Below are 18,440 nucleotides of genomic sequence, written 5' to 3' on the forward strand. Positions count from 1 at the left end.
TTTTCGGAAATATTTTACACATAATTTATTTAATTTTTATTGAATTATGTGTAAAAAACATAACATTCCATTAAACTTAATGTAAGAAATGTCTTACTCCTGTAAAATAAAGCGCCATACCATACTCATCAGCCGCCTTTACCACTTCATCATCTCTTATACTTCCGCCTGGTTCTACTATAGCTTTAACCCCTACTTTACTTGCTTCATCTATGCTATCTCTAAAAGGAAAAAAGGCTTCACTTGCCAAAACGCAACCTTGCAAATCAAGTCCCATTTCTTTAGCTTTAGCGATTGCTGCCTTTGCTGCATCGATTCTACTTGTCATACCCATACCTATAGCCACCATAGCGCCATTTTTTACATAAACAACATTGTTTGATTTGGTAAACGCTGCTATTTTCATAGCGATTTCAAGATCTTTTAATTCTTCCTTACTTGCCTCTCTTTGACTCATAAGCTTTGCATTTTTAAGCTCATCTTCGCCCACTTCATCACTGTTTTGATACACAAAACCCCCATCAATATGTTTAAAATCATATTTATCAAAACTGCGGATTAAAAACGGACTTTCTTGAGTGAAAATTTTAATGCGTTTTTTACCTTCAAACACGGCTAAAGCTTTTTCATCTACATTGGCTGCAATGATTACTTCTACATAAATTTCATTGATTTTATTTGCTAAAGCCTCATCAAGAGTTCCATTGATTGCAACCACTCCTCCATAAGCACTGACGCTATCGCATTTTAAAGCATGTATATAGCTTTGTACTAAATTTTCTTTTATAGCAAAACCGCAAGGATTTCCATGTTTTACTATAGCAATAGCTGGAGCTTTATCGAAACTACTAGCTAAATTTAAAGCTGCGTTAATATCGGTTAGATTGTTAAAACTTGCTTCGCCTTTAAGGGCTTTGAAATTTGCGCTAAAAAAGGCATCAAACTCGTATAAAGCCCCTTTTTGATGTGGATTTTCTCCATATTTTGTATCAAATACTTTTTGTCCTACTATAAATTTACTCGCTCCAAAACCTCCGTTAAAGCGTTCATTCATATAATTTGCAATATAAGCATCGTAATTTGCTGTATGCTCATAAGCTTTTATCATCAAATTTAAACGAAAATTCTCATCATTTTGACCTTTTTTTAAAGTCTCAATCACTTTTTCATAATCAAGTGGATCGCAAAGCACCATCACATCTTTATAGTTCTTTGCTGCACTTCTTATCATCGCAGGTCCGCCTATGTCGATATTTTCTATAATTTCATCAAAATCATCGCTCATAATGGTAGTTTTTTTAAAAGGATATAAATTTACACAAACTAGATCAATGCCTAAAATTTCATTTTCTTTTGCTTGTTTGATATGATTTTCATCGCTTCTTTTATGCAAAATCCCACCGTGAATCTTAGGGTGCAAAGTCTTCACACGCCCTTCAAAAAGCTCAGGACTCTTTGTAAAATCACTCACTTCTATAACTTTTATTCCATTTTCTTTTAAAAGCTTAAAAGTCCCCCCAGTTGAAAGAATCTCAAAACCTAAATTTTCAAGCTCTTTGCCAAATTCTACTATGCCTTCTTTATCACTCACACTAAGTAATGCTCTCATTTTTACCTTTCTAAATGTTTTTTAACTTTTTCATAAGCTTCGTTGATTTTTTGAAATTTCTCTACGCCGATTTTAAGCTCTTCTTCGCTAACATTGTTTGCATTTAAAATATCAGGATGGTATTTTTTTGCCAAATTGCGGTATTGTTTTTTTACCGCATTTAAATCCGCATTATTTGGAAGTTCTAAAATAGCAAAAGCTTCATCAAGACTTAATTCTTTTTTAGTACTTTTTAAATTTGAAAGACTTGCTATAAAAGCGTCTAGTTCGCTTTTTGCTATATCAAAGGCTTTAGCGATTTGCTCTAAAATTTCACGCTTTTTAGCATTAAAATCTGCATCGATTAAAGCCATAAAAACAAGCACACGCAAGACATTAAAACGCTCATTTTTAGGCAAAGGCACTTCTTTTAAAAAATCTTTTGCCACATAAAAAGCATCGCTTAAATTTTCTTTATGTTCGTTAAAACTTGCTTTTAAAAAAGCTCTTTCTTTTTCATCTTTGGCATTTGCATCTAAAAGATCTTTGATCATTTCAGCTTCATTTTCACTTACCCTGCCATCGCTTTTTGCAATTTTTGCCAAAAGTGCGATAACATAGTAATTCATACGCCTTTTAAACTCATCCATTCTTTCTTCCATAACCCCACGAGCAAAACCCTTAGCAAAGCCTTTGGCTCCTCTTGTAGCTGAGTTTAAAAAATCCTGTTTTCCCCAAGTTTTATAATACCAGTAAAACACCAAAACAACGAGTATAATTAAAACTAAAGTCATTGGATTTGCTCTTTAAAACTTTCAAAATAAAGCTTATCAAGTTCAGCCTTGCTTAACTCAATGCTATCAAGTTTAAAATGTTTTTGGCTTGTACTCACACCTAATTTATAAGCTTTTACTCCAAATTCTTTAGCTAAATTTAAAAAAGCTTCTTCATTTTCTTTACTAAGCCCTATTATAGCACGACTTGCACTCTCATCAAAAATCATTTTTTCATCATCAAAATCACTTGTTAAATTTGCACCCACACTAGAAATAGCAAACATTTTTGCCAAAGTCATAGCAATACCCCCTATTCCTACGCTATTGGCACACTCAAGTAAAGAATTTTGATTGGCTTTATAAAGCAAATCCCAAAGTGCAAGTTCAGCTTTATAATCAAGCTCTTTAAGACTTCCTGATACTTTTTTATCTTGGATTTTCATTACCATAGATCCACTAAATTCTCCTAAACTTTCACCCAAAAGATAAACGCTTAAATTTTCTTTTTCAAAACTAGCTTTTAGGGTTTTATTTGCATCTTCTAAAACCCCTACACTTACTATAGTAGGACTTGGATAAATACTTACGCCTTCAGTTTCATTATAAAGCGAAACATTGCCGCTTACTACTGGGGTATTTAACTCTTTACAAGCTTCTTTAATACCTTCGCAACCTTGTGCGAATTGCCACATCACTTCAGGATTTTGCGGATTTCCATAATTTAAACAATCGCTTATTGCCAAAGGTTTAGCCCCCGTACAAGCAACTTTTCTTCCTGCAGAAGCTACTGCTAAAGCTGCTCCTATTTTAGGATTTACATAATTTAAGCGTGAATTACATTCTATAGCCATAGCCACACTTGCACCATTTTCTTTGATACGAATAACACTAGCACCTAATCTTCCATCAGCTTTTATGGTATTGGTTTGCACACTTGAATCAAATTGATCATAAATAAAAGCTTTATTATTAATATTTTCATTTTGAAGCATTTGTATAAAAAGCTCTTGAACGCTTGATTTTAACTCAAATTTATAATTTTTAATTTCACTTAAATATTTTGGTTCACTTGTAGGGCGACTTAAAATCGGCGCTTTTTCACTTAAAGGCTCGATAGGAATAAGTCCTACAAGCTCATCATGCCAAAAAAGCTCCATTTTTCCTGTATTGGTAACTTCACCCATAACCACAGCATCTAAATCCCATTTTTTGAAAATCTCTATAACCTTATCTTCATAGCCTTTTTTCGCACAAATAAGCATTCTTTCTTGAGATTCGCTAAGCATTAACTCATAAGGAGTCATACCGCTTTCACGCATAGGAGTTTTATCTAAGTAAAGTTTCATGCCACTGCCACTTCTTCCTGCCATTTCAAAAGAACTTGAAGTAAGCCCTGCAGCACCCATATCTTGAATACCCACAATATAATCGGTTTTAAAAAGCTCTAAACAAGCCTCCATAAGAAGTTTTTCACTGAAAGGATCGCCAATTTGCACTGTAGGACGCAAAGATTTGCTTTCTTCATTGAAGCTATCACTTGCCATAACCGCTCCACCAAGTCCATCACGTCCTGTTTTTGAACCCACATAAATCACAGGATTTCCTACACCTTCAGCCTTAGCATAAAAGATATCTTCACTTTTACAAACCCCTAAAGCAAAGGCATTAACTAAGATATTTCCATTAAAACACTCATCAAAAGCACATTCTCCGCCTATAGTTGGCACACCCATGCAATTTCCATAATGAGAAATTCCATTTACCACGCCTTTAACAAGGTATTTTTGATGTTTGCCGCATTTTTCATCATGAATATCGCCAAATTTTAAAGAATTTAGCCCCGCAACCACTCTTGCACCCATAGTAAAAACATCACGCAAAATTCCCCCTACTCCTGTAGCCGCACCTGCAAAAGGTTCGATAAAACTAGGGTGATTGTGACTTTCCACTTTAAAAACCGCTGCCATACCTTGCCCGATATCAATAACCCCTGCGTTTTCACCTGGACCTTGAATCACCCAAGGTGCTTTAGTTGGAAAACCATTAAGATATTTTTTACTGGATTTATAAGAGCAATGCTCACTCCACATCGCAGAAATAACCCCAAGTTCTAATAAATTTGGCTCACGTCCTAAAATTTCTAAAATTTGTGCATATTCTTCATCGCTGATTTTATGTGCTTTTATGGTTTCTTTATCCATTTCTATCCTTTCATTTTCCTAAACAAAAATTACCAAACATTTCGTCTAAAATTTCATCTCTTTGAAAATCTTTGGTAAATCTTGCAAGTTCATTAATAGCTAAATTAAGCTCAAAAGCAAAAAGCTCTAAAGAACTTTCCTCTAAAAGCCCCTTAGCTCTAAAAATCGCTTCACTTGAAATTTTACAAGCATTAATAAGATCTAAAGAACTTACCATAATACCTTCGCTATCAAAAGAATTAAGATAATTTTGCAATTCTTCTTTTAACAAAGTAATGTCTTTTTGAGCACTAAGCTTGATAAAATTTTTATTTTGAGTATTTTTGAAAACATTTTCTAAATCACTTTTATTTAAAATCCAAAAGATTTTTTTATCAGTATTTGCTAATAAGTCAAAAATTTTCTCATCTTCTTTATCTTGCACTCTTGAAGCATCAAAGACTGCCAAAATAATATCTGCATCTTCTAAACTTTTTTTACTTAAAGCTACGCCGATTTGTTCTATAACATCTTTACTTTCCCTAATACCCGCTGTATCTATAATGCGTAATAAATGCGTTCCTAATTTAAAGTTCTCTTCTATAGTATCACGAGTGGTGCCTGCTATATCTGAAACAATAGCTCTTTCATAAGAAAGCAAGGCATTTAAAAGCGAAGATTTGCCTACATTTGGCTTACCTACAATAGCGATTTTAAAACCTTCTATGAGTCCTTTTTTGCTTTGAGAAAGCGTATAAATTTCTTTTAAAATTTTAGAATTTTCTTCACACATAGTAGAAATTTGCTCTAATAAATCAGAAGGTAAATCATCATCAGCATAATCAATGCTAGTTTCTACAAAAGCCAAGGTTTTAACCAAATCTGTGCGAATTTTTTCTAAAAGTTCTCCTAAGTTTCCTTGCATGTTGCGTGCTATAATTTTAGCTGCAAGTGCAGATTTTGAAAGTATGAGATCTTGTATATTTAAAGCTTTTAAAGGAGTCATTTTGCCATTTAAACACGCTCTTTTGCTAAATTCCCCTGCTAAAGCAAGTCTTGCTCCTAAACTCACAAGTTCTTCGAGTAAAACTTCACTCACACTAAATCCTCCATGAGTTTGAAACTCTACTATATCTTCCCCTGTAAAACTATAAGGGGCTTTAAAATATATCATTATAGCTTCATCGATAATTTCATTATTTTGATTAAAAAGTTTTGTAAAAGTAGCATGGCGCGGGGTAAGTTTGGTTTTGTGGCTAAGCTTTAAGGCAAATTCTAAAGCCCTTTCACCGCTTAATCTTACAATAGAAATCGAACCCACACCATGAGCTGTGGCAATAGCCGCTATAGTATCACTCATCTTTTTTGAAAAAGTCGTTTATTACAACAAATCTTTGATCATTATTTTGCTTAATTCCTACATACTTATCTGGAAATTCAGCTCTTAACTGCTCTAAAGCGATTTTTATCAAAACCCCATCTAAAGGTTTGGTTTGTCCGCGTCCATGAATTTTAATTTTTTCAATCACGCTTTGTAAATAAAGCTGCATACCTTGAATTTGATTTTCTAAAAATTGAGCGATCTCAAGGCGCACTAAAAGATTATATTTTAAATTGATCCAATTATGCAAAAGATAAGAAATAGCCTTGTAACGATGTGCTTCTTTGCCTATCATCAAAGCAGCATCTTCCCCATCCAATCGAATCAAAACACAATCTTCATCATACATTCTAAGTTCACTAAGCTCTATTTTAAACTGGGAGCTTTCTAAAAGTTTTACAAGCTGAATACGAATCTCATCTAAAATATCCTGAGTATTACGCACTCCTTTGCTTTCTCGATGAAAACTATCAAAAATTTCATCACTTTTTACTGTGTATTTTTCTTTTTGACTTTTATTTTTTTCATTTTTTATTTCAATCTTGTTTTCTTGTTTTGGCTCATGTGTTTCTGGTTTGTGATTTTTTGAACTTGTAAATTCTTTTTTAGGATTTTTTTTCAAAATCCTTTTTTTTGCTTTAGCCTCTATAATTGCCTTTTTTCTTCCAAATCCAAAAAAACCTTTTCTTGGATGCTGAATAATCTCATATTCTAAGTCCATCACAGAACATTCTAAACTTCTTGAAGCTTCTGTTAAGGCACTTTGAAGATCAATGGCTTCGATTTTCATTTTTCATGCTCCGCTTGTTTTTTTGTGATGTTCTTTAGCAAATATTTTATTGATAACCCATTGTTGAACCAAAGAACAAAGGTTATTTACAAACCAATAAAGCGTAAGTCCTGCTGGGAAAGTGATAAAGAAAAAAGTAAAAATCACTGGTAAAAATTTCATAATCTTAGCTTGCATAGGATCTTGTATAGTCATAGGTGTAATAAGCTGTTGTAAAAACATCGTTGCACCCATTAAAATAGGCAAAATAAAATAAGGATCCATTACCGATAAATCATGTATCCAAAACGCCCAAGGAGCTGCTTTTAGCTCAATAGCATTAAGCAAAACGCGATAAATAGCAAAGAAAATAGGAATTTGTAAAAGTATAGGCAAACAACCACTCATAGGATTTGCACCATGTTTTTTATAAAGCTCCATCATGTGCATATTCATTTTTTGTGGATCGCCTTTGTAACGCTCTCTAATATCTTTCATTTTAGGAGCAAGATCTTTAAGTTTATTCATAGAAATCATAGACTTATAAGTTAGCGGGAATAAAATAATACGCACAATTAAAGTCATCACAACGATAGCCCAACCCCAATTTCCTATATACTGATGCAAGAAATTCAAAAACTCAAACATAGGCTTAGCAATAAAAGTAAACCAACCATATTCAACAACTGCTTCAAGGCGTGGATCTATACTTCTTAAAATCACATGTTCTTTAGAACCTATATAACCCCCTGCTTTAAATTCATTATCACTATAAGCAAAAACTATAGGGTTTTTATTAGCATCCTTGCTGATTGCCACATTTAAAGGTTTATCAAAATTATAAAAGAAAGTTGCATAGTATCTATCAAAAGCCGAAGTCATTACGACATTATTAGCACTTTCATCCTTTTCTACATCTCCATCTTTATAAGTTTCGATGGTTTCTTTATTATCCATTACCAAAGCACCATGAACCGTATAACTATCTACGGCAATATTTGGACGATATCCTGGACTTATAAAATAATTTGCATTCTTGCTGAGTTTAACTTCTATCTCATAATTTCCTTTTGGATAAAAAGTAATATCTTTTTCGATTTTCAATCCAGAAAGATTTTGAGTGAGTTTTAAAACTTGACTTCCATTTTCATCGACAAAAAGATTGCTAGCGTTAGCAACATAAGGAATTTTAAAAGCCTCTGAGTTAATACTTGGATCACTAAAACGCATTTCTAAAGGATAAGGACTATTTTCCTTGCTAACAAGATTTATAAATTCCCCTTTCTCATTTTGGTATTTTTTATCTTTCAAATAAAAAGCAGAAATTCTACCAAAAGAGTCAATTTGTGCTTCAAAATGCTTGCTTTGAACCTTAGATATCACACTATCTTGCGAAACTAAAGCTGCACTTGGAGTATTTGTGGTGGTATTTTGTATATTAGGAGTGTTATTTATGCTTGTGTTTTGTTGATTTTGTTGTGTAATGTTTTGTTCTATTTTTAAAGGTTGCTTTGGAATGAAAAAATAATCATAAACAACAAAAAATAAAAAAGAAATCACAACAGCCAAAAGTATACGCTTTTGCTGAAAAATATTATTTGAATTATTCACTGATTTGTCCTTTTAAAGATGATTTTTATAAGATAAAAACTTTTATTTTTATAAGGTATATATAAAAAACAAAGTTGTTTTTTTGCTAAAAATATAGGCTTAAAACATAAATTTATAGGATAAAAATTTTTAGAAACTCTAGGATAATCAAAACCCCCTTTAAAAAAAGGGTTACATCTTAAAATTCTAAAAAAAGTAGAAAAAAAAGCTAGAAAAAAATTCTTTTTTTGAAACTGCCAAAGCGCATACTCAGAACAACTAGGATAATACCTACAAGCAGCGGGTTTTAAAGGGCTTAAGAATTTCTGATAAAAACGGAGTATTTTTAGGCATATCATTTGAAACATTCTAGTTTTTTCAATCCCCATTTTAGATTTTTTTCTAACCTAGAAAAAGAAAGTTCAGTGATTTCATTTTTAGCTATAAAAATATATTTGCCATCTTGAAGATATCTTTCAAACTTAGCAAACAAAGCCCTTAAAATTCGTTTTGAACGATTTCTAACCACTGCTTTTCCAACTTTTTTACTAGCAACAACTGCTATTTTTTTTTCATAACTATTCAGGTAAAAAATGATCACACCTTCGCAATGCCATTTTTTACCTACTTTATATACAGATGAAAATTCCTCGTTTGTGCTAAATTTATCAAAATTTTTCACACAGCAAGTCTTTTTCTACCTTTAGCGCGTCTTGCATTGATCACCTTGCGACCATTTTTAGTTTTCATACGAACACGGAAACCATGAGTACGTTTTCTTGGAGTGCCATGTGGCTGATAAGTTCTTTTCATTTGATTTTTCCTTAAAAAATTATAAAATAAACTTGTATTTTATCTTAATCTTACTTATAAATTGCTTTTGATTAAGAGTAATTTTTAAATTCTTTTGATAAATTTTGAAATTATTTTTAAAAGGTTAAAAATGTCAGAATTTAAAATTATTGATTTAAGACAAGAAGATTTAGATATTTTACAAGAGATGATCATAGAATTTGCAAAATACGAAGATATGTTAGATTTTCTTCAATGTACGAAAGAAAAACTGGAACATTCTTTACTAAAAAATAAATTTGCTCGTGCTTTTTTGTTAAAAGAAAATGAAAAAACTATAGGCTATATGATTTATTTTTATACTTTTTCGTCTTTTTGGGGCAGCGGTGGAATTTACCTTGAAGATATTTATATACGAGAAGATTTTCGTAAAAAAGGTTATGGAAAAGCTGTTTTTAAATTTTTAGGAGAAATTTGCAAAAAAGAAAATTTAAAAAGACTCGACTGGGTTTGCTTAAATGATAATATTTTAGGTATTAATTTTTATGAAAGTTTAAACGCTAAACATCTTAAACAATGGAGAAATTATCGTCTAAGTGGAGAAAATTTAGAAAAATTGTGTGATTTATGATAAGAAGTCTTTATTATTTAAAAGCTATGGGGTTTAACTTTGTTGACACACATATAAACCACTTTGAACAAGTACAAAATTTTCAAGAATTAAAACAACTTGTTTCATCTTGCACCTTATGCCAATTTTCCAAAACAAGAAAATTTAGTCTTATGGAGCCCAAGATAAAAAATGCCAAATTGCTAATTCTTGATGTTTTTGGGCAAAAGAGTGAAAATGAAAGTGGAATTTTACTTAATTCAAAAAAAGGTGAAAAATTAAAACGCTATATTTATCAAATTTTAGGGCTTTGCGATGAAGATTTTTATTTTTCTTATCTATTTAAATGTTTTTGTAATGGAAAATTTGATGATTTTTCGCTACAATCTTGCTTACCATTTTTCTGGAACGAACTAAAACTGATTCAACCTGCTTTTTTGCTTTGTCTAGGAGAATACACATTTAAAAGCTTGGGATTTAAAGATTATCACATTTTAAAAGGTGAAGTTTTTGCTTATAAAAATTTTTTCATAATGCCAAGTTATGATTTAGATTTTATAGAAAAAAATCCAAGTTATGAAAAAAATTTCATACAAGATTTAAAAAAAATTAAAGGATTTTTATGAAAAAAATATTTTTAATATTTTTCTTATCTTGCTTTTTGCTTAATGCAAAAGAGCAAAAATTAGTCGATGTAAAACCTGTTGAAAATTTTTATCCTAAATTAAGCGTTCAAGAATGCAACACAAATTGTCTTTTTGATCTTTTAGAATCAAGATTGTATCTCAGTTTTTTAAGTGAATTTACAGATCAAAACGATCAATTTCTATCTAATGTTTATGCAAAATTATTAAATTCCATTACTGATTTTGAAAAAAATGTTCAAAAAATTACTTCTGTTAAACTTGCGATAATTATCCCAGAAAAAACTATAAAAAGTTACTCAAATACTATAATAAATTCAAGCATAGCTTATCTTTTAAGACAAAGAGCTGAAATCAAAGTAAAAGTTTTTTTAACCGGCACAGAAGATAGTGATAAAATCCGAGCCGCGCTTGATGCAGCACAAGCTCAAGGATATCAGTATGCCATAGCTGGATTTACTCTAAAAGGTGCTAATGAGTTGAAAAATTACTCAGGAAATATGAAAATTTTCATACCAACTATCCATAAAAACAACATACAAATTTCAAATCAAAATATTATTTTTGGAAGTATTGACTATGATGCTCAAATTGCCACACTTTTAAGCAAATCAAACGCTAATATCGCAATATTTAGCGATGGCTCTGCCTTATCAAGCAATCTAAATTCAAGAATTCTTGCTCAAAATAATAATGCTAGAATATATACTATAGAAGGCGAGAAGCTTGATTTTAGCAGGCTTTTAAGATCACAAGGTGGAGTTAATAATGCCTCAATATTTTTTAACACTCCATTGATCAAAACAGCTCTAGCAAGTTCTCAACTAAGAATTTATAACATTCATCCTTATGTGCTTTTATCCACTCAAATCAATTATAATCCAACATTTTTAAGTTTAACACAACAAGGAGATAGAGAAAATTTCATCATTGCTAACTCCATCAATAACCACGATGATAACTTAGTCTATCTTAATGAAATTTTTAATCAAAGTATAGATTATAACTGGATTGCTTATGCTACTAGTATAGGAGTTGATTACTTTTATACCGAATTCTTAAATAAAAAAAGCGAAAGTTTATTTGATGAGAAAATCAAAAATTCTCAAGTTGATTACAAAGTGCGTCTTATGCAAGGCAAACAAGCAAGCTTTGAAGAATTAAAATAATTCTTCAAAGAGCTTTTTTAACTGCGTATCCATTCTAGCTGGTTTTTCGTTTTTAATAAAAGCTAAAGTTAATTCCATTTTAAAAAGCAAAATTTCATCTTTATAAATTTCTTGTAAAATTTCCACAGAAGCATTTTTGACTTCTAAAATTTTTGTTTTAATCTCTATCATATCTCCAAGTTTTGCAGGTTTTAAGAAATTGCAATTTGCTTTTGCAAGCAAAAAATGTCCCTTAGATGCATCAAAAATATCTACTTTTTTATTGAAAAAAATTTCACTTCTTGCTCTCTCGCAAAATTTTAAATAATTACTATGATACACCACTCCACCCGCATCAGTATCTTCATAATACACACGCATTTTCATCGCTTTACCTTAAAAAATATTTTACATTTAAAAAACATTAGATTATACAACGGAAATTCTTTGATATCGCTTTTTAGTTTATATTAAAAAATTCCGTCCAATCTTAATTTAATAAAGCTTTTTAATAATATTAAATATATATTATAAAAATAAAATTAAAAAATAACTTTTTTATTATTAATATTATTTAAATATTTTATTTATAATTAATATATATTTAAGAATATTATAATTATAATTACGCTTACTTTTAATGATATTTACAGATATTGTTAAATAGTTAAAATATAATAATCAATATTCAAGGACATCTATGCCAGCTATTAAGCTTTTTAACTTCACGGGGGGGGGTATAGAGAAATTTTGTTTTAGACTTTCTATTGTTACCTTCTTAAGCATCAACGCTTTTGCAGCCACTCAAGCAAATACTACAGACAATCGAAATTTCAATATCCCAGAGCATTATTTTAATGATAGCGAACTTTATGATAAAAGCAATTCTACTTATAAAAAACTCCAAGGTATAAATTATTATGCTAAGAGTTCTAAACAAGATATTAACAATATTACTTTAATTTATAACAATCCTAAACCAAATATTATAAATATAAACGATTTAAATTTTAAACATTATTTACTTACTCCTGATATGAGAGAAGATGAAGTTCTTTCTTTTAAAGCAAGGCATGGTGTTAATACAGCCGATCATAGTATAAAAACAGTTAGAGTGCTTCCTTTTTTAATCACAGTAAAAACCGATCATGCTGATGCAAGTTATAATAAACTTATATTAGAACAAGGAGAACTTAGTTCGGTTTTTTATCTTAAACCTAAAGATACTCATATAAAAAACCCTAGTAATTCTAAAAGCAATCAACGCATGAATTTCTTAATGAGTTCTACCTTTACTCATTATGGTAATGCAAGCTATAACCAAACCATACTTCAAAAAGATGCTCATATTAGTATGGGAGTTGAGAACACTTATGATTTAGCCTTAAATGGTGCTCCTTATTTAATTGGAGCTATAGCCACTTATGGAGATTCTACAAATAATAGTTTAAATATAGAAGCAGGTAGCAGTGTAGAGTTTTTTACTTCCTTACCTAAAAAAGATAAAAATGGTAATAATACCTTTGACGAAAGAATCACTCACCTTGTAGGTGGTTTAGCTTATCAAGGCAATGTAAAAAACAATAAAATCTTTATCAAAGATGCTAATATGATTATCCATGGTCCAAGCAAAGCTTATGCTAGTTTAGCTGCTGCTCATATTAGTGCAGGTTATATAGATAGTGGAACAGATAAAAACTTTCAAGCCAGTAAAAACCTTTTAGACATAGATGGTTTTAATCTTGATATATATATGAACCATGATAAACAACCCCTAGCTTATAATTCTGTTTTATTTGCTGATTTTTGGGGTGGAAAAACCGAACAAGGACAAGCCTTAGATAATACTATCAATATTAAAAGATATTAAAAACCTAAAAAAAGATAAAAACAATGAGAACATTTTTACTCAAGCTTTGTTTAACTTCTATGCAGGAGCTTCTAATAATGGAGAAGCAAATTATAATACCTTAAACATAGAATTAAAACATCCTTTAGAAATCGCTAATAACTTCTTAGGTTATAACCAACATTCTTTTTATGGTGGCTTTGCAACTAAAGGAGCTAATCATAATACCATTAACATTAAAAACGATCTTACCACAACCGATCTTTCTCAAAGCTATAAAGATGCTTTAAATATTGTAGCTGCTAGAACCTTAGAAGGCAGTGCGGATTATAATAAAGTTTATATTAATAATTCTATGTCAACCTTACCTGTATACATTTATACAGCTAAGAAAAATATTCTTAATAATCAAGACTTTTATCCTAGTAGTGCTAATAACAATAAAGTATCGATTAAAGATTTTGCTTCTTTTAGAAATCTAACTGTATTAACAGAAGCCAAAGAAGCTTCTTATAATACTATAAATTACAACAATGTTCAAAGCATTACTGATGCAAGTAATATAGATAAAGGTTCTAAAATCATCATAAGAGCTTTGGATAAAGCCAATCATAATACCATAGATATAAAAAACTATTCTTCTAATGCAGCTGATAATGCTTATTTGATTATGGCTTATAATGAAGCTGCTTATAATAAAATCATTATCAATGATACTTTATTGGGTGTAGCTTCAGATAAAAGAGAAGGGATTTTAAGTATTATAGCTGGACTTTCAAACAATGGCCATGATAATACCTTAATCATAAACAATCTTAATCTTGATGAGTATAAAAATAACAATTCTATTTTTATAGCTCCTTCAGCCATTACAGGTTTAAGTGAAGCTAAATCTTATAATAATACCTTATATAGGTGGGAATTTAATATATTTAAAAACACTTTCATAGATATATTAGCAGGAGCCTTAGTACATTATGAAGATAATTATAGTGCTTCTAATGCTATAACTCCTTCAGATATCAGTTTAAGTAAAAACAATAGACTGATTTAAATACTAAAGTTGAAGCTAGAATTATTAATAACTTTGAGCATTATTATCTTATTGTATCCAATAAAATCAACACAACTCCCCTTTTGAAGTCACATACGATGCTCCTATTAATATTTCTAGCGAGAAAGTATTGGCTCTTTATACCCTCAAAGAGTAATACCCCTACCTTAAAAATAAAGAAATCTTAATCTTATAAAGTGAGCAAGGTTTTATAGATGAAAATTCTAATACTTTAAATCAAGAAGAACTTCAAAGCTTTATTGAAAAAATGCAAAAAAACAAAGAAGATTTTAAACTAAGTTCTATAGATAGATTAAAAAAGATGAATTTACAAAAACTTTCTTATGAAGTAAGAATATCCCAAGATGGTAAAAGCATTTACGCAAAGATAAAATAAATCATTCCTATCTTAAAGATAGGAATCTTTTGCTTGTATTTTTATAAATATAAACAAAAGATTCTTAAATCTTAATCTTACAAAAAGGAGCAAGTCATGAAAAAGTTAAATAAACTTTCTTTGTCTTTAGTTGTAGGTTCTTTACTTTTTACACAAAGCTATGCTTTACCAAGTGGGGGTAAGTTCACTCATGGAACAAGTGGAAGTATAAGTTCAAGCAATGGCACTATGAATATCTCAGGAAGTAAAACAAACTCTGTTATCCAATGGGGTGGTGGTTTTAATATAGCAAGTGGTGAAACTGTAAATTTTAAAGGTAGTGGCTATAACTACTTAAATATTGTCTATGGTTCTAAAAGCTCTCATATAGATGGAAAGCTAGAAGGTGGAAGCAATAATATCTTTTTAATCAATCCTAATGGTATAGTAGTGGGTAAAGGTGGAAGTATTAATGCAAATAGAGTGTATTTGTCCACTTCATCAGTTAGCAATGAAGATATGCAAAGATTTGCAAATGGTGTAAGTGACACAGATGCAATATTTGGTTTAGGATTAAGTTTGTCTCCTGTAATTGCAAAATTAAATGGCAATGTTATTAATCTAGGAGTTATAGAAGGTAAAAGCGATGTCACTTTGATAGGAAATGAAGTGGCTCATCATGATGAGAATAAAAATGTAGGTTTATTTATATCTGATAACCCAATTTCATTTAGGGCAAATTTATTATATTTTATATTGAAATCTAATTATTCTATTGCAAGTGGAAGTATGAATTATGGTATTCAAAAAGGTTCTCCAGTCGAACAGTTTGTTGCTAATAACCAAGTTGTTTATGAAACCAATGATAAAATAACTTCAACAGATATCGACGCTAATGTTATGAATTCTATATTTAATGACTTAAAATTTAATTCTAGTGTTAACATTGAAGATTTAAGCAAATTTTATAAAGATGGAAAACTATTAACAGCTGATGATTTAGCAAGCATTAATCAAAGTATGGATTTTATTACTGCTTTATATGGACAAACTCAAGATAGCAATAATGCAACATTTGCAAACGCTTTAAAGGAAGTATTGGGAAATTCTTATGGTAATCTAGGAAAAGCTAATCAAGCCATTATTAAAACAAAGGAAATTCTTTCTCAAATTCCTAAAATAACCGAACAACAAAAAAATATTCAAAAAGCTTACGATCAAGCTGTAGATGCTTACAATGAAGCAGTGAAAAAATACAATGCTGCTTTAAGTGGAGTAACGGGTAGTAATGCTAGTGAAACTATAACTGCTTTAAAAACTGTTTTAGATAAAGCATATAATGATTTAAAAAATGCTGAAGCTAACCTTGAAAGCACTACAGCAAGTAATAATTCTAGCTTAAAAAGTTCTAATGAAACTTTAGCAAGTGTAAGCATAGATGGTTATAAACTCACAGTTAATGGAGAATATCTTGCAGATTATAAAACTGTTAACAAGCCTAATGATAACAATAGTGGTTCCAACAACGGAAACGATGGAACCGATTCAGGTGATATTAACAATGGTAACAACAACGGTTCTAATAATAACCCAAATGATACCATAGGACAACAAGAGCCTGACATTGCTACAGCTTTGCTTATGCAAACTACAGATGAAGATCCAAATATCAATAAAGATGATAAACAAGCAAGTATAGATGAAGCAGCACTCAAGAAAGTGGTAATGCTTGTATAGTATCGGATAATTTTAAAGCAGGAAATCCTTGCTCAAGATGATTAAAATCCAAAAGGTTAAAAGCCTTTTGGATCTTGTTAAAAATTAATAAAACAAACAAAATTTAAAGATTAAAAATCAAACAAACACTAAGGAAAATTTAAATGAAACGCATTATCTTACTATCTAGTTTAGCTATCTTAAGCCTTTATGCTAGTGATACTAAAGATAATAAAAAAACCATACAAATGTTAGAACAATCTCCTTATAAAGAAGATGCTAACTTAAAAAACTACAATAACACTTTAAAAGTAAAAGATGGAGTGATTATCATAGATCATTCTAATACTAGTGATGATAATAATTCAAAAACCACTAACACAAAGAAAAACATTCAAAAAGATAATAACAACACTCAAAAAAATCAACCTAACTTGTCTAATGATAATACTTTAAAAACTAAAACCCCAAATTCAAACACTCCTTCTTTAAAAAATACTTCTAAAGAAGAATCAATTCATAAAGTTAGCTTTAGCTTTCATATTACCAATAAAAACATAAACTTTAAAGATCTAGGTTTAGATGAGCAAGTTTTACAAGAAGCCTTAAACGATTACAAAAAAGAAAGTATTTCAGTTCAAGACTTACAAGATATAGCCAATATCATTTCTTATTATGTTCAAGTTAGTGGTTATCCTGCTGCTACAGCTTATATCCCACAACAAGAACTAAAAGATCAAATTCAAATCAATATCACCTTAGGTGTTTTAGGTAAATATGTGGTTCAAAACAATTCTAGTGTAAGAGATTATGCTATAGAAAGTAAATTACCTAATCACAAAGGTGAAATCATCACTACTAAATTAGTAGAAGATGCAGTTTATAAAGTCAATGAAATGTATGGCATACAAACCCTTGCTTCTTTAAAAGCAGGAGATAATCCAGGTGAAACAGATGTAGTGATAGAAACTACCCCTAGTGATAGCTTTGTTTCTGTATTGTTTTATGGAGATAATTACGGTATAAAAGAATCAGGTAGATATAGGGGTGGTGCTAGTATGAGTTTTAATAACATAGCTCATCAAGGAGATAGTCTTAATGCTTATTTGCAAAGAAGCGATGAAGCACAAACTAACTATGGTATAAGCTATACTACTTTTCTTAGGGAATTTAAAAATCACTCCAAGTTATTCTAAAGGAAACTATGCTTTAGGGGGAATTTGGAGAGAATTTGACTTTATAGGAACTTCTGAAAATCTAGGTATAGATTTAAAATATCCTTTGTGGATTACGACTTATAATTCTTTTTATTTAACTTCAAGCTATTATCATAAAAAACTTAGTGATTCTAAATTTGATATTTTAACCTTTGATAAAAGCTCTGATACGATAAGCTTTGGTATAGAAGGAGTTTATAATGGCATTAGCAATGATAGTTTTTCTTATAGTGCTAATGTAAGCTATGGTAATGTTAAAGATGAAGGTATGACTATAGTAGGTATAGGAACAAGCAAAGTAGGTGGAGTAGAATTTGGAAAATTTGCTAAACTCAATGTCAATCTTAACAATGCTTATTTCTTTAATGATACCTTTACTCATCTTTTTAGTTTAAATTATCAACAAGTTATCAATGGAGCTACATTAGATAGTAGTGAAACTATATCTTTAGGAGGTCCTTATGGAGTAAGGGCTTATAATAATGGAGATGGAGAAGGAGATAATGCTGTAGTGGCTAGCTTTGGACTTAGAATGGCTACTCCTTTAAAAGATTTTTATATCACTCCTTTTTATGATATAGGTTATTCTTGGTATGAGAATGATTCTTATACAAACTATATGGATGCTTATGGTTTACAACTGCTTTATAATAAAACAGGGAATTTTTATGTTAAGCTTGATTTAGCTAGAGCTTTAAAGAAGTATAAACTAGATGATGATTATAGTTCTAAAGCTTATGTGAGCTTTGG

The 18,440-nt window shown here is 30.3% G+C and carries 15 protein-coding genes and 3 pseudogenes; 8 read left to right on the plus strand and 10 right to left on the minus strand.

What is annotated here, in order from left to right; all coding sequences use genetic code 11:
• Positions 1 to 76 precede the first annotated feature (76 nt).
• Genes purH through rpmH form a run of 9 tightly spaced genes read right to left on the minus strand, consistent with a single transcriptional unit; the run spans position 77 to position 9,097 of the window.
• On the minus strand, positions 77 to 1,609 hold the full coding sequence (gene purH / locus AJN56_RS04695; protein ID WP_002853339.1) for a bifunctional phosphoribosylaminoimidazolecarboxamide formyltransferase/IMP cyclohydrolase: 1,533 nt from the start codon (positions 1,607 to 1,609) through the stop codon (positions 77 to 79).
• A gap of 2 nt (positions 1,610 to 1,611) precedes the next feature.
• Entirely contained in the window at positions 1,612 to 2,382 is a 771-nt protein-coding gene (locus AJN56_RS04700) for a DnaJ domain-containing protein (protein WP_002853334.1), read from the minus strand.
• The gene (gene purL, locus AJN56_RS04705; RefSeq protein WP_002853351.1) at positions 2,379 to 4,565 is read right to left on the minus strand and encodes a phosphoribosylformylglycinamidine synthase subunit PurL; all 2,187 of its coding nucleotides are present in this window, start codon (positions 4,563 to 4,565) and stop codon (positions 2,379 to 2,381) included. Before purL ends, AJN56_RS04700 begins: the two co-directional genes overlap by 4 nt.
• A gap of 10 nt (positions 4,566 to 4,575) precedes the next feature.
• Complete coding sequence (gene mnmE, locus AJN56_RS04710) at positions 4,576 to 5,904, minus strand: tRNA uridine-5-carboxymethylaminomethyl(34) synthesis GTPase MnmE (protein WP_002868965.1); 1,329 nt, start codon at positions 5,902 to 5,904, stop codon at positions 4,576 to 4,578.
• Positions 5,897 to 6,715, minus strand: a complete 819-nt coding sequence (locus AJN56_RS04715; protein ID WP_002853389.1) for a Jag N-terminal domain-containing protein — start codon at positions 6,713 to 6,715, stop codon at positions 5,897 to 5,899. Before AJN56_RS04715 ends, mnmE begins: the two co-directional genes overlap by 8 nt.
• A gap of 3 nt (positions 6,716 to 6,718) precedes the next feature.
• A complete protein-coding gene (gene yidC, locus AJN56_RS04720; RefSeq protein WP_002853852.1) occupies positions 6,719 to 8,305 on the minus strand; it encodes a membrane protein insertase YidC in 1,587 nt (528 codons plus the stop codon).
• Entirely contained in the window at positions 8,302 to 8,643 is a 342-nt protein-coding gene (gene yidD / locus AJN56_RS04725; RefSeq protein WP_002853937.1) for a membrane protein insertion efficiency factor YidD, read from the minus strand. Before yidD ends, yidC begins: the two co-directional genes overlap by 4 nt.
• Positions 8,640 to 8,966, minus strand: a complete 327-nt coding sequence (gene rnpA / locus AJN56_RS04730; protein WP_002856541.1) for a ribonuclease P protein component — start codon at positions 8,964 to 8,966, stop codon at positions 8,640 to 8,642. Before rnpA ends, yidD begins: the two co-directional genes overlap by 4 nt.
• Positions 8,963 to 9,097: a 50S ribosomal protein L34 gene (gene rpmH, locus AJN56_RS04735; RefSeq protein ID WP_002776864.1), complete on the minus strand. Its 135-nt coding sequence runs from the start codon at positions 9,095 to 9,097 to the stop codon at positions 8,963 to 8,965. Before rpmH ends, rnpA begins: the two co-directional genes overlap by 4 nt.
• 130 nt (positions 9,098 to 9,227) lie before the next feature.
• Here rpmH and AJN56_RS04740 point away from each other — a divergent pair, with 130 nt between their 5' ends.
• The 3 genes from AJN56_RS04740 to AJN56_RS04750 are packed head-to-tail and all read left to right on the plus strand — an operon-like array spanning position 9,228 to position 11,499.
• Positions 9,228 to 9,707 (plus strand): GNAT family N-acetyltransferase, encoded by a 480-nt coding sequence (locus AJN56_RS04740; protein WP_002853404.1) that lies wholly within the window; start codon positions 9,228 to 9,230, stop codon positions 9,705 to 9,707.
• Complete coding sequence (locus tag AJN56_RS08760; RefSeq protein WP_002853662.1) at positions 9,704 to 10,312, plus strand: uracil-DNA glycosylase family protein; 609 nt, start codon at positions 9,704 to 9,706, stop codon at positions 10,310 to 10,312. Before AJN56_RS04740 ends, AJN56_RS08760 begins: the two co-directional genes overlap by 4 nt.
• A complete protein-coding gene (locus AJN56_RS04750) occupies positions 10,309 to 11,499 on the plus strand; it encodes a hypothetical protein (RefSeq protein WP_002854054.1) in 1,191 nt (396 codons plus the stop codon). The genes AJN56_RS08760 and AJN56_RS04750 overlap by 4 nt, the downstream gene beginning before the upstream one ends.
• On the opposite strand, the gene AJN56_RS04755 is transcribed toward AJN56_RS04750, so the two are convergent.
• Positions 11,491 to 11,865, minus strand: a complete 375-nt coding sequence (locus AJN56_RS04755; protein WP_002853874.1) for a YbgC/FadM family acyl-CoA thioesterase — start codon at positions 11,863 to 11,865, stop codon at positions 11,491 to 11,493. The genes AJN56_RS04750 and AJN56_RS04755 overlap by 9 nt on opposite strands.
• 352 nt (positions 11,866 to 12,217) lie before the next feature.
• On the opposite strand from AJN56_RS04755, the pseudogene AJN56_RS04760 reads away from it, so the two are divergent.
• The 5 genes and pseudogenes from AJN56_RS04760 to AJN56_RS04770 form a co-directional block, all read left to right on the plus strand.
• Positions 12,218 to 14,538 (plus strand): annotated as a pseudogene (locus tag AJN56_RS04760) (hypothetical protein).
• 111 nt (positions 14,539 to 14,649) lie between these two features.
• Positions 14,650 to 14,778 carry a hypothetical protein gene (locus AJN56_RS08890; protein ID WP_002853440.1) on the plus strand — a complete coding sequence of 43 codons (129 nt, stop codon included), beginning with the start codon at positions 14,650 to 14,652 and terminating at the stop codon, positions 14,776 to 14,778.
• Positions 14,779 to 14,874: 96 nt separating this feature from the next.
• A complete protein-coding gene (locus tag AJN56_RS04765) occupies positions 14,875 to 16,494 on the plus strand; it encodes a filamentous hemagglutinin N-terminal domain-containing protein (protein ID WP_250539083.1) in 1,620 nt (539 codons plus the stop codon).
• 28 nt (positions 16,495 to 16,522) lie between these two features.
• Positions 16,523 to 16,663, plus strand: a pseudogene (locus AJN56_RS08610) (hypothetical protein).
• 58 nt (positions 16,664 to 16,721) lie between these two features.
• Positions 16,722 to 18,440 (plus strand): annotated as a pseudogene (locus AJN56_RS04770) (ShlB/FhaC/HecB family hemolysin secretion/activation protein); the annotation flags it as partial.

Source organism: Campylobacter sp. BCW_4319 (genome assembly GCF_001764435.1).
GTDB classification, from domain to species: Bacteria; Campylobacterota; Campylobacteria; order Campylobacterales; family Campylobacteraceae; genus Campylobacter_D; species Campylobacter_D jejuni.

Bases quoted from the DNA above. Each gene is read 5' to 3' on its own strand.
- purH (WP_002853339.1), bottom strand. From the start codon at position 1,609: ATGAGAGCATTACTTAGTGTGAGTGATAAAGAAGGCATAGTAGAATTT.
- AJN56_RS04700 (WP_002853334.1), bottom strand. From the start codon at position 2,382: ATGACTTTAGTTTTAATTATACTCGTTGTTTTGGTGTTTTACTGGTAT.
- purL (WP_002853351.1), bottom strand. From the start codon at position 4,565: ATGGATAAAGAAACCATAAAAGCACATAAAATCAGCGATGAAGAATAT.
- mnmE (WP_002868965.1), bottom strand. From the start codon at position 5,904: ATGAGTGATACTATAGCGGCTATTGCCACAGCTCATGGTGTGGGTTCG.
- AJN56_RS04715 (WP_002853389.1), bottom strand. From the start codon at position 6,715: ATGAAAATCGAAGCCATTGATCTTCAAAGTGCCTTAACAGAAGCTTCA.
- yidD (WP_002853937.1), bottom strand. From the start codon at position 8,643: ATGATATGCCTAAAAATACTCCGTTTTTATCAGAAATTCTTAAGCCCT.
- rpmH (WP_002776864.1), bottom strand. From the start codon at position 9,097: ATGAAAAGAACTTATCAGCCACATGGCACTCCAAGAAAACGTACTCAT.
- AJN56_RS04740 (WP_002853404.1), top strand. From the start codon at position 9,228: ATGTCAGAATTTAAAATTATTGATTTAAGACAAGAAGATTTAGATATT.
- AJN56_RS08760 (WP_002853662.1), top strand. From the start codon at position 9,704: ATGATAAGAAGTCTTTATTATTTAAAAGCTATGGGGTTTAACTTTGTT.
- AJN56_RS04750 (WP_002854054.1), top strand. From the start codon at position 10,309: ATGAAAAAAATATTTTTAATATTTTTCTTATCTTGCTTTTTGCTTAAT.
- AJN56_RS04755 (WP_002853874.1), bottom strand. From the start codon at position 11,865: ATGAAAATGCGTGTGTATTATGAAGATACTGATGCGGGTGGAGTGGTG.
- AJN56_RS08890 (WP_002853440.1), top strand. From the start codon at position 14,650: ATGCAAAAAAACAAAGAAGATTTTAAACTAAGTTCTATAGATAGATTA.
- AJN56_RS04765 (WP_250539083.1), top strand. From the start codon at position 14,875: ATGAAAAAGTTAAATAAACTTTCTTTGTCTTTAGTTGTAGGTTCTTTA.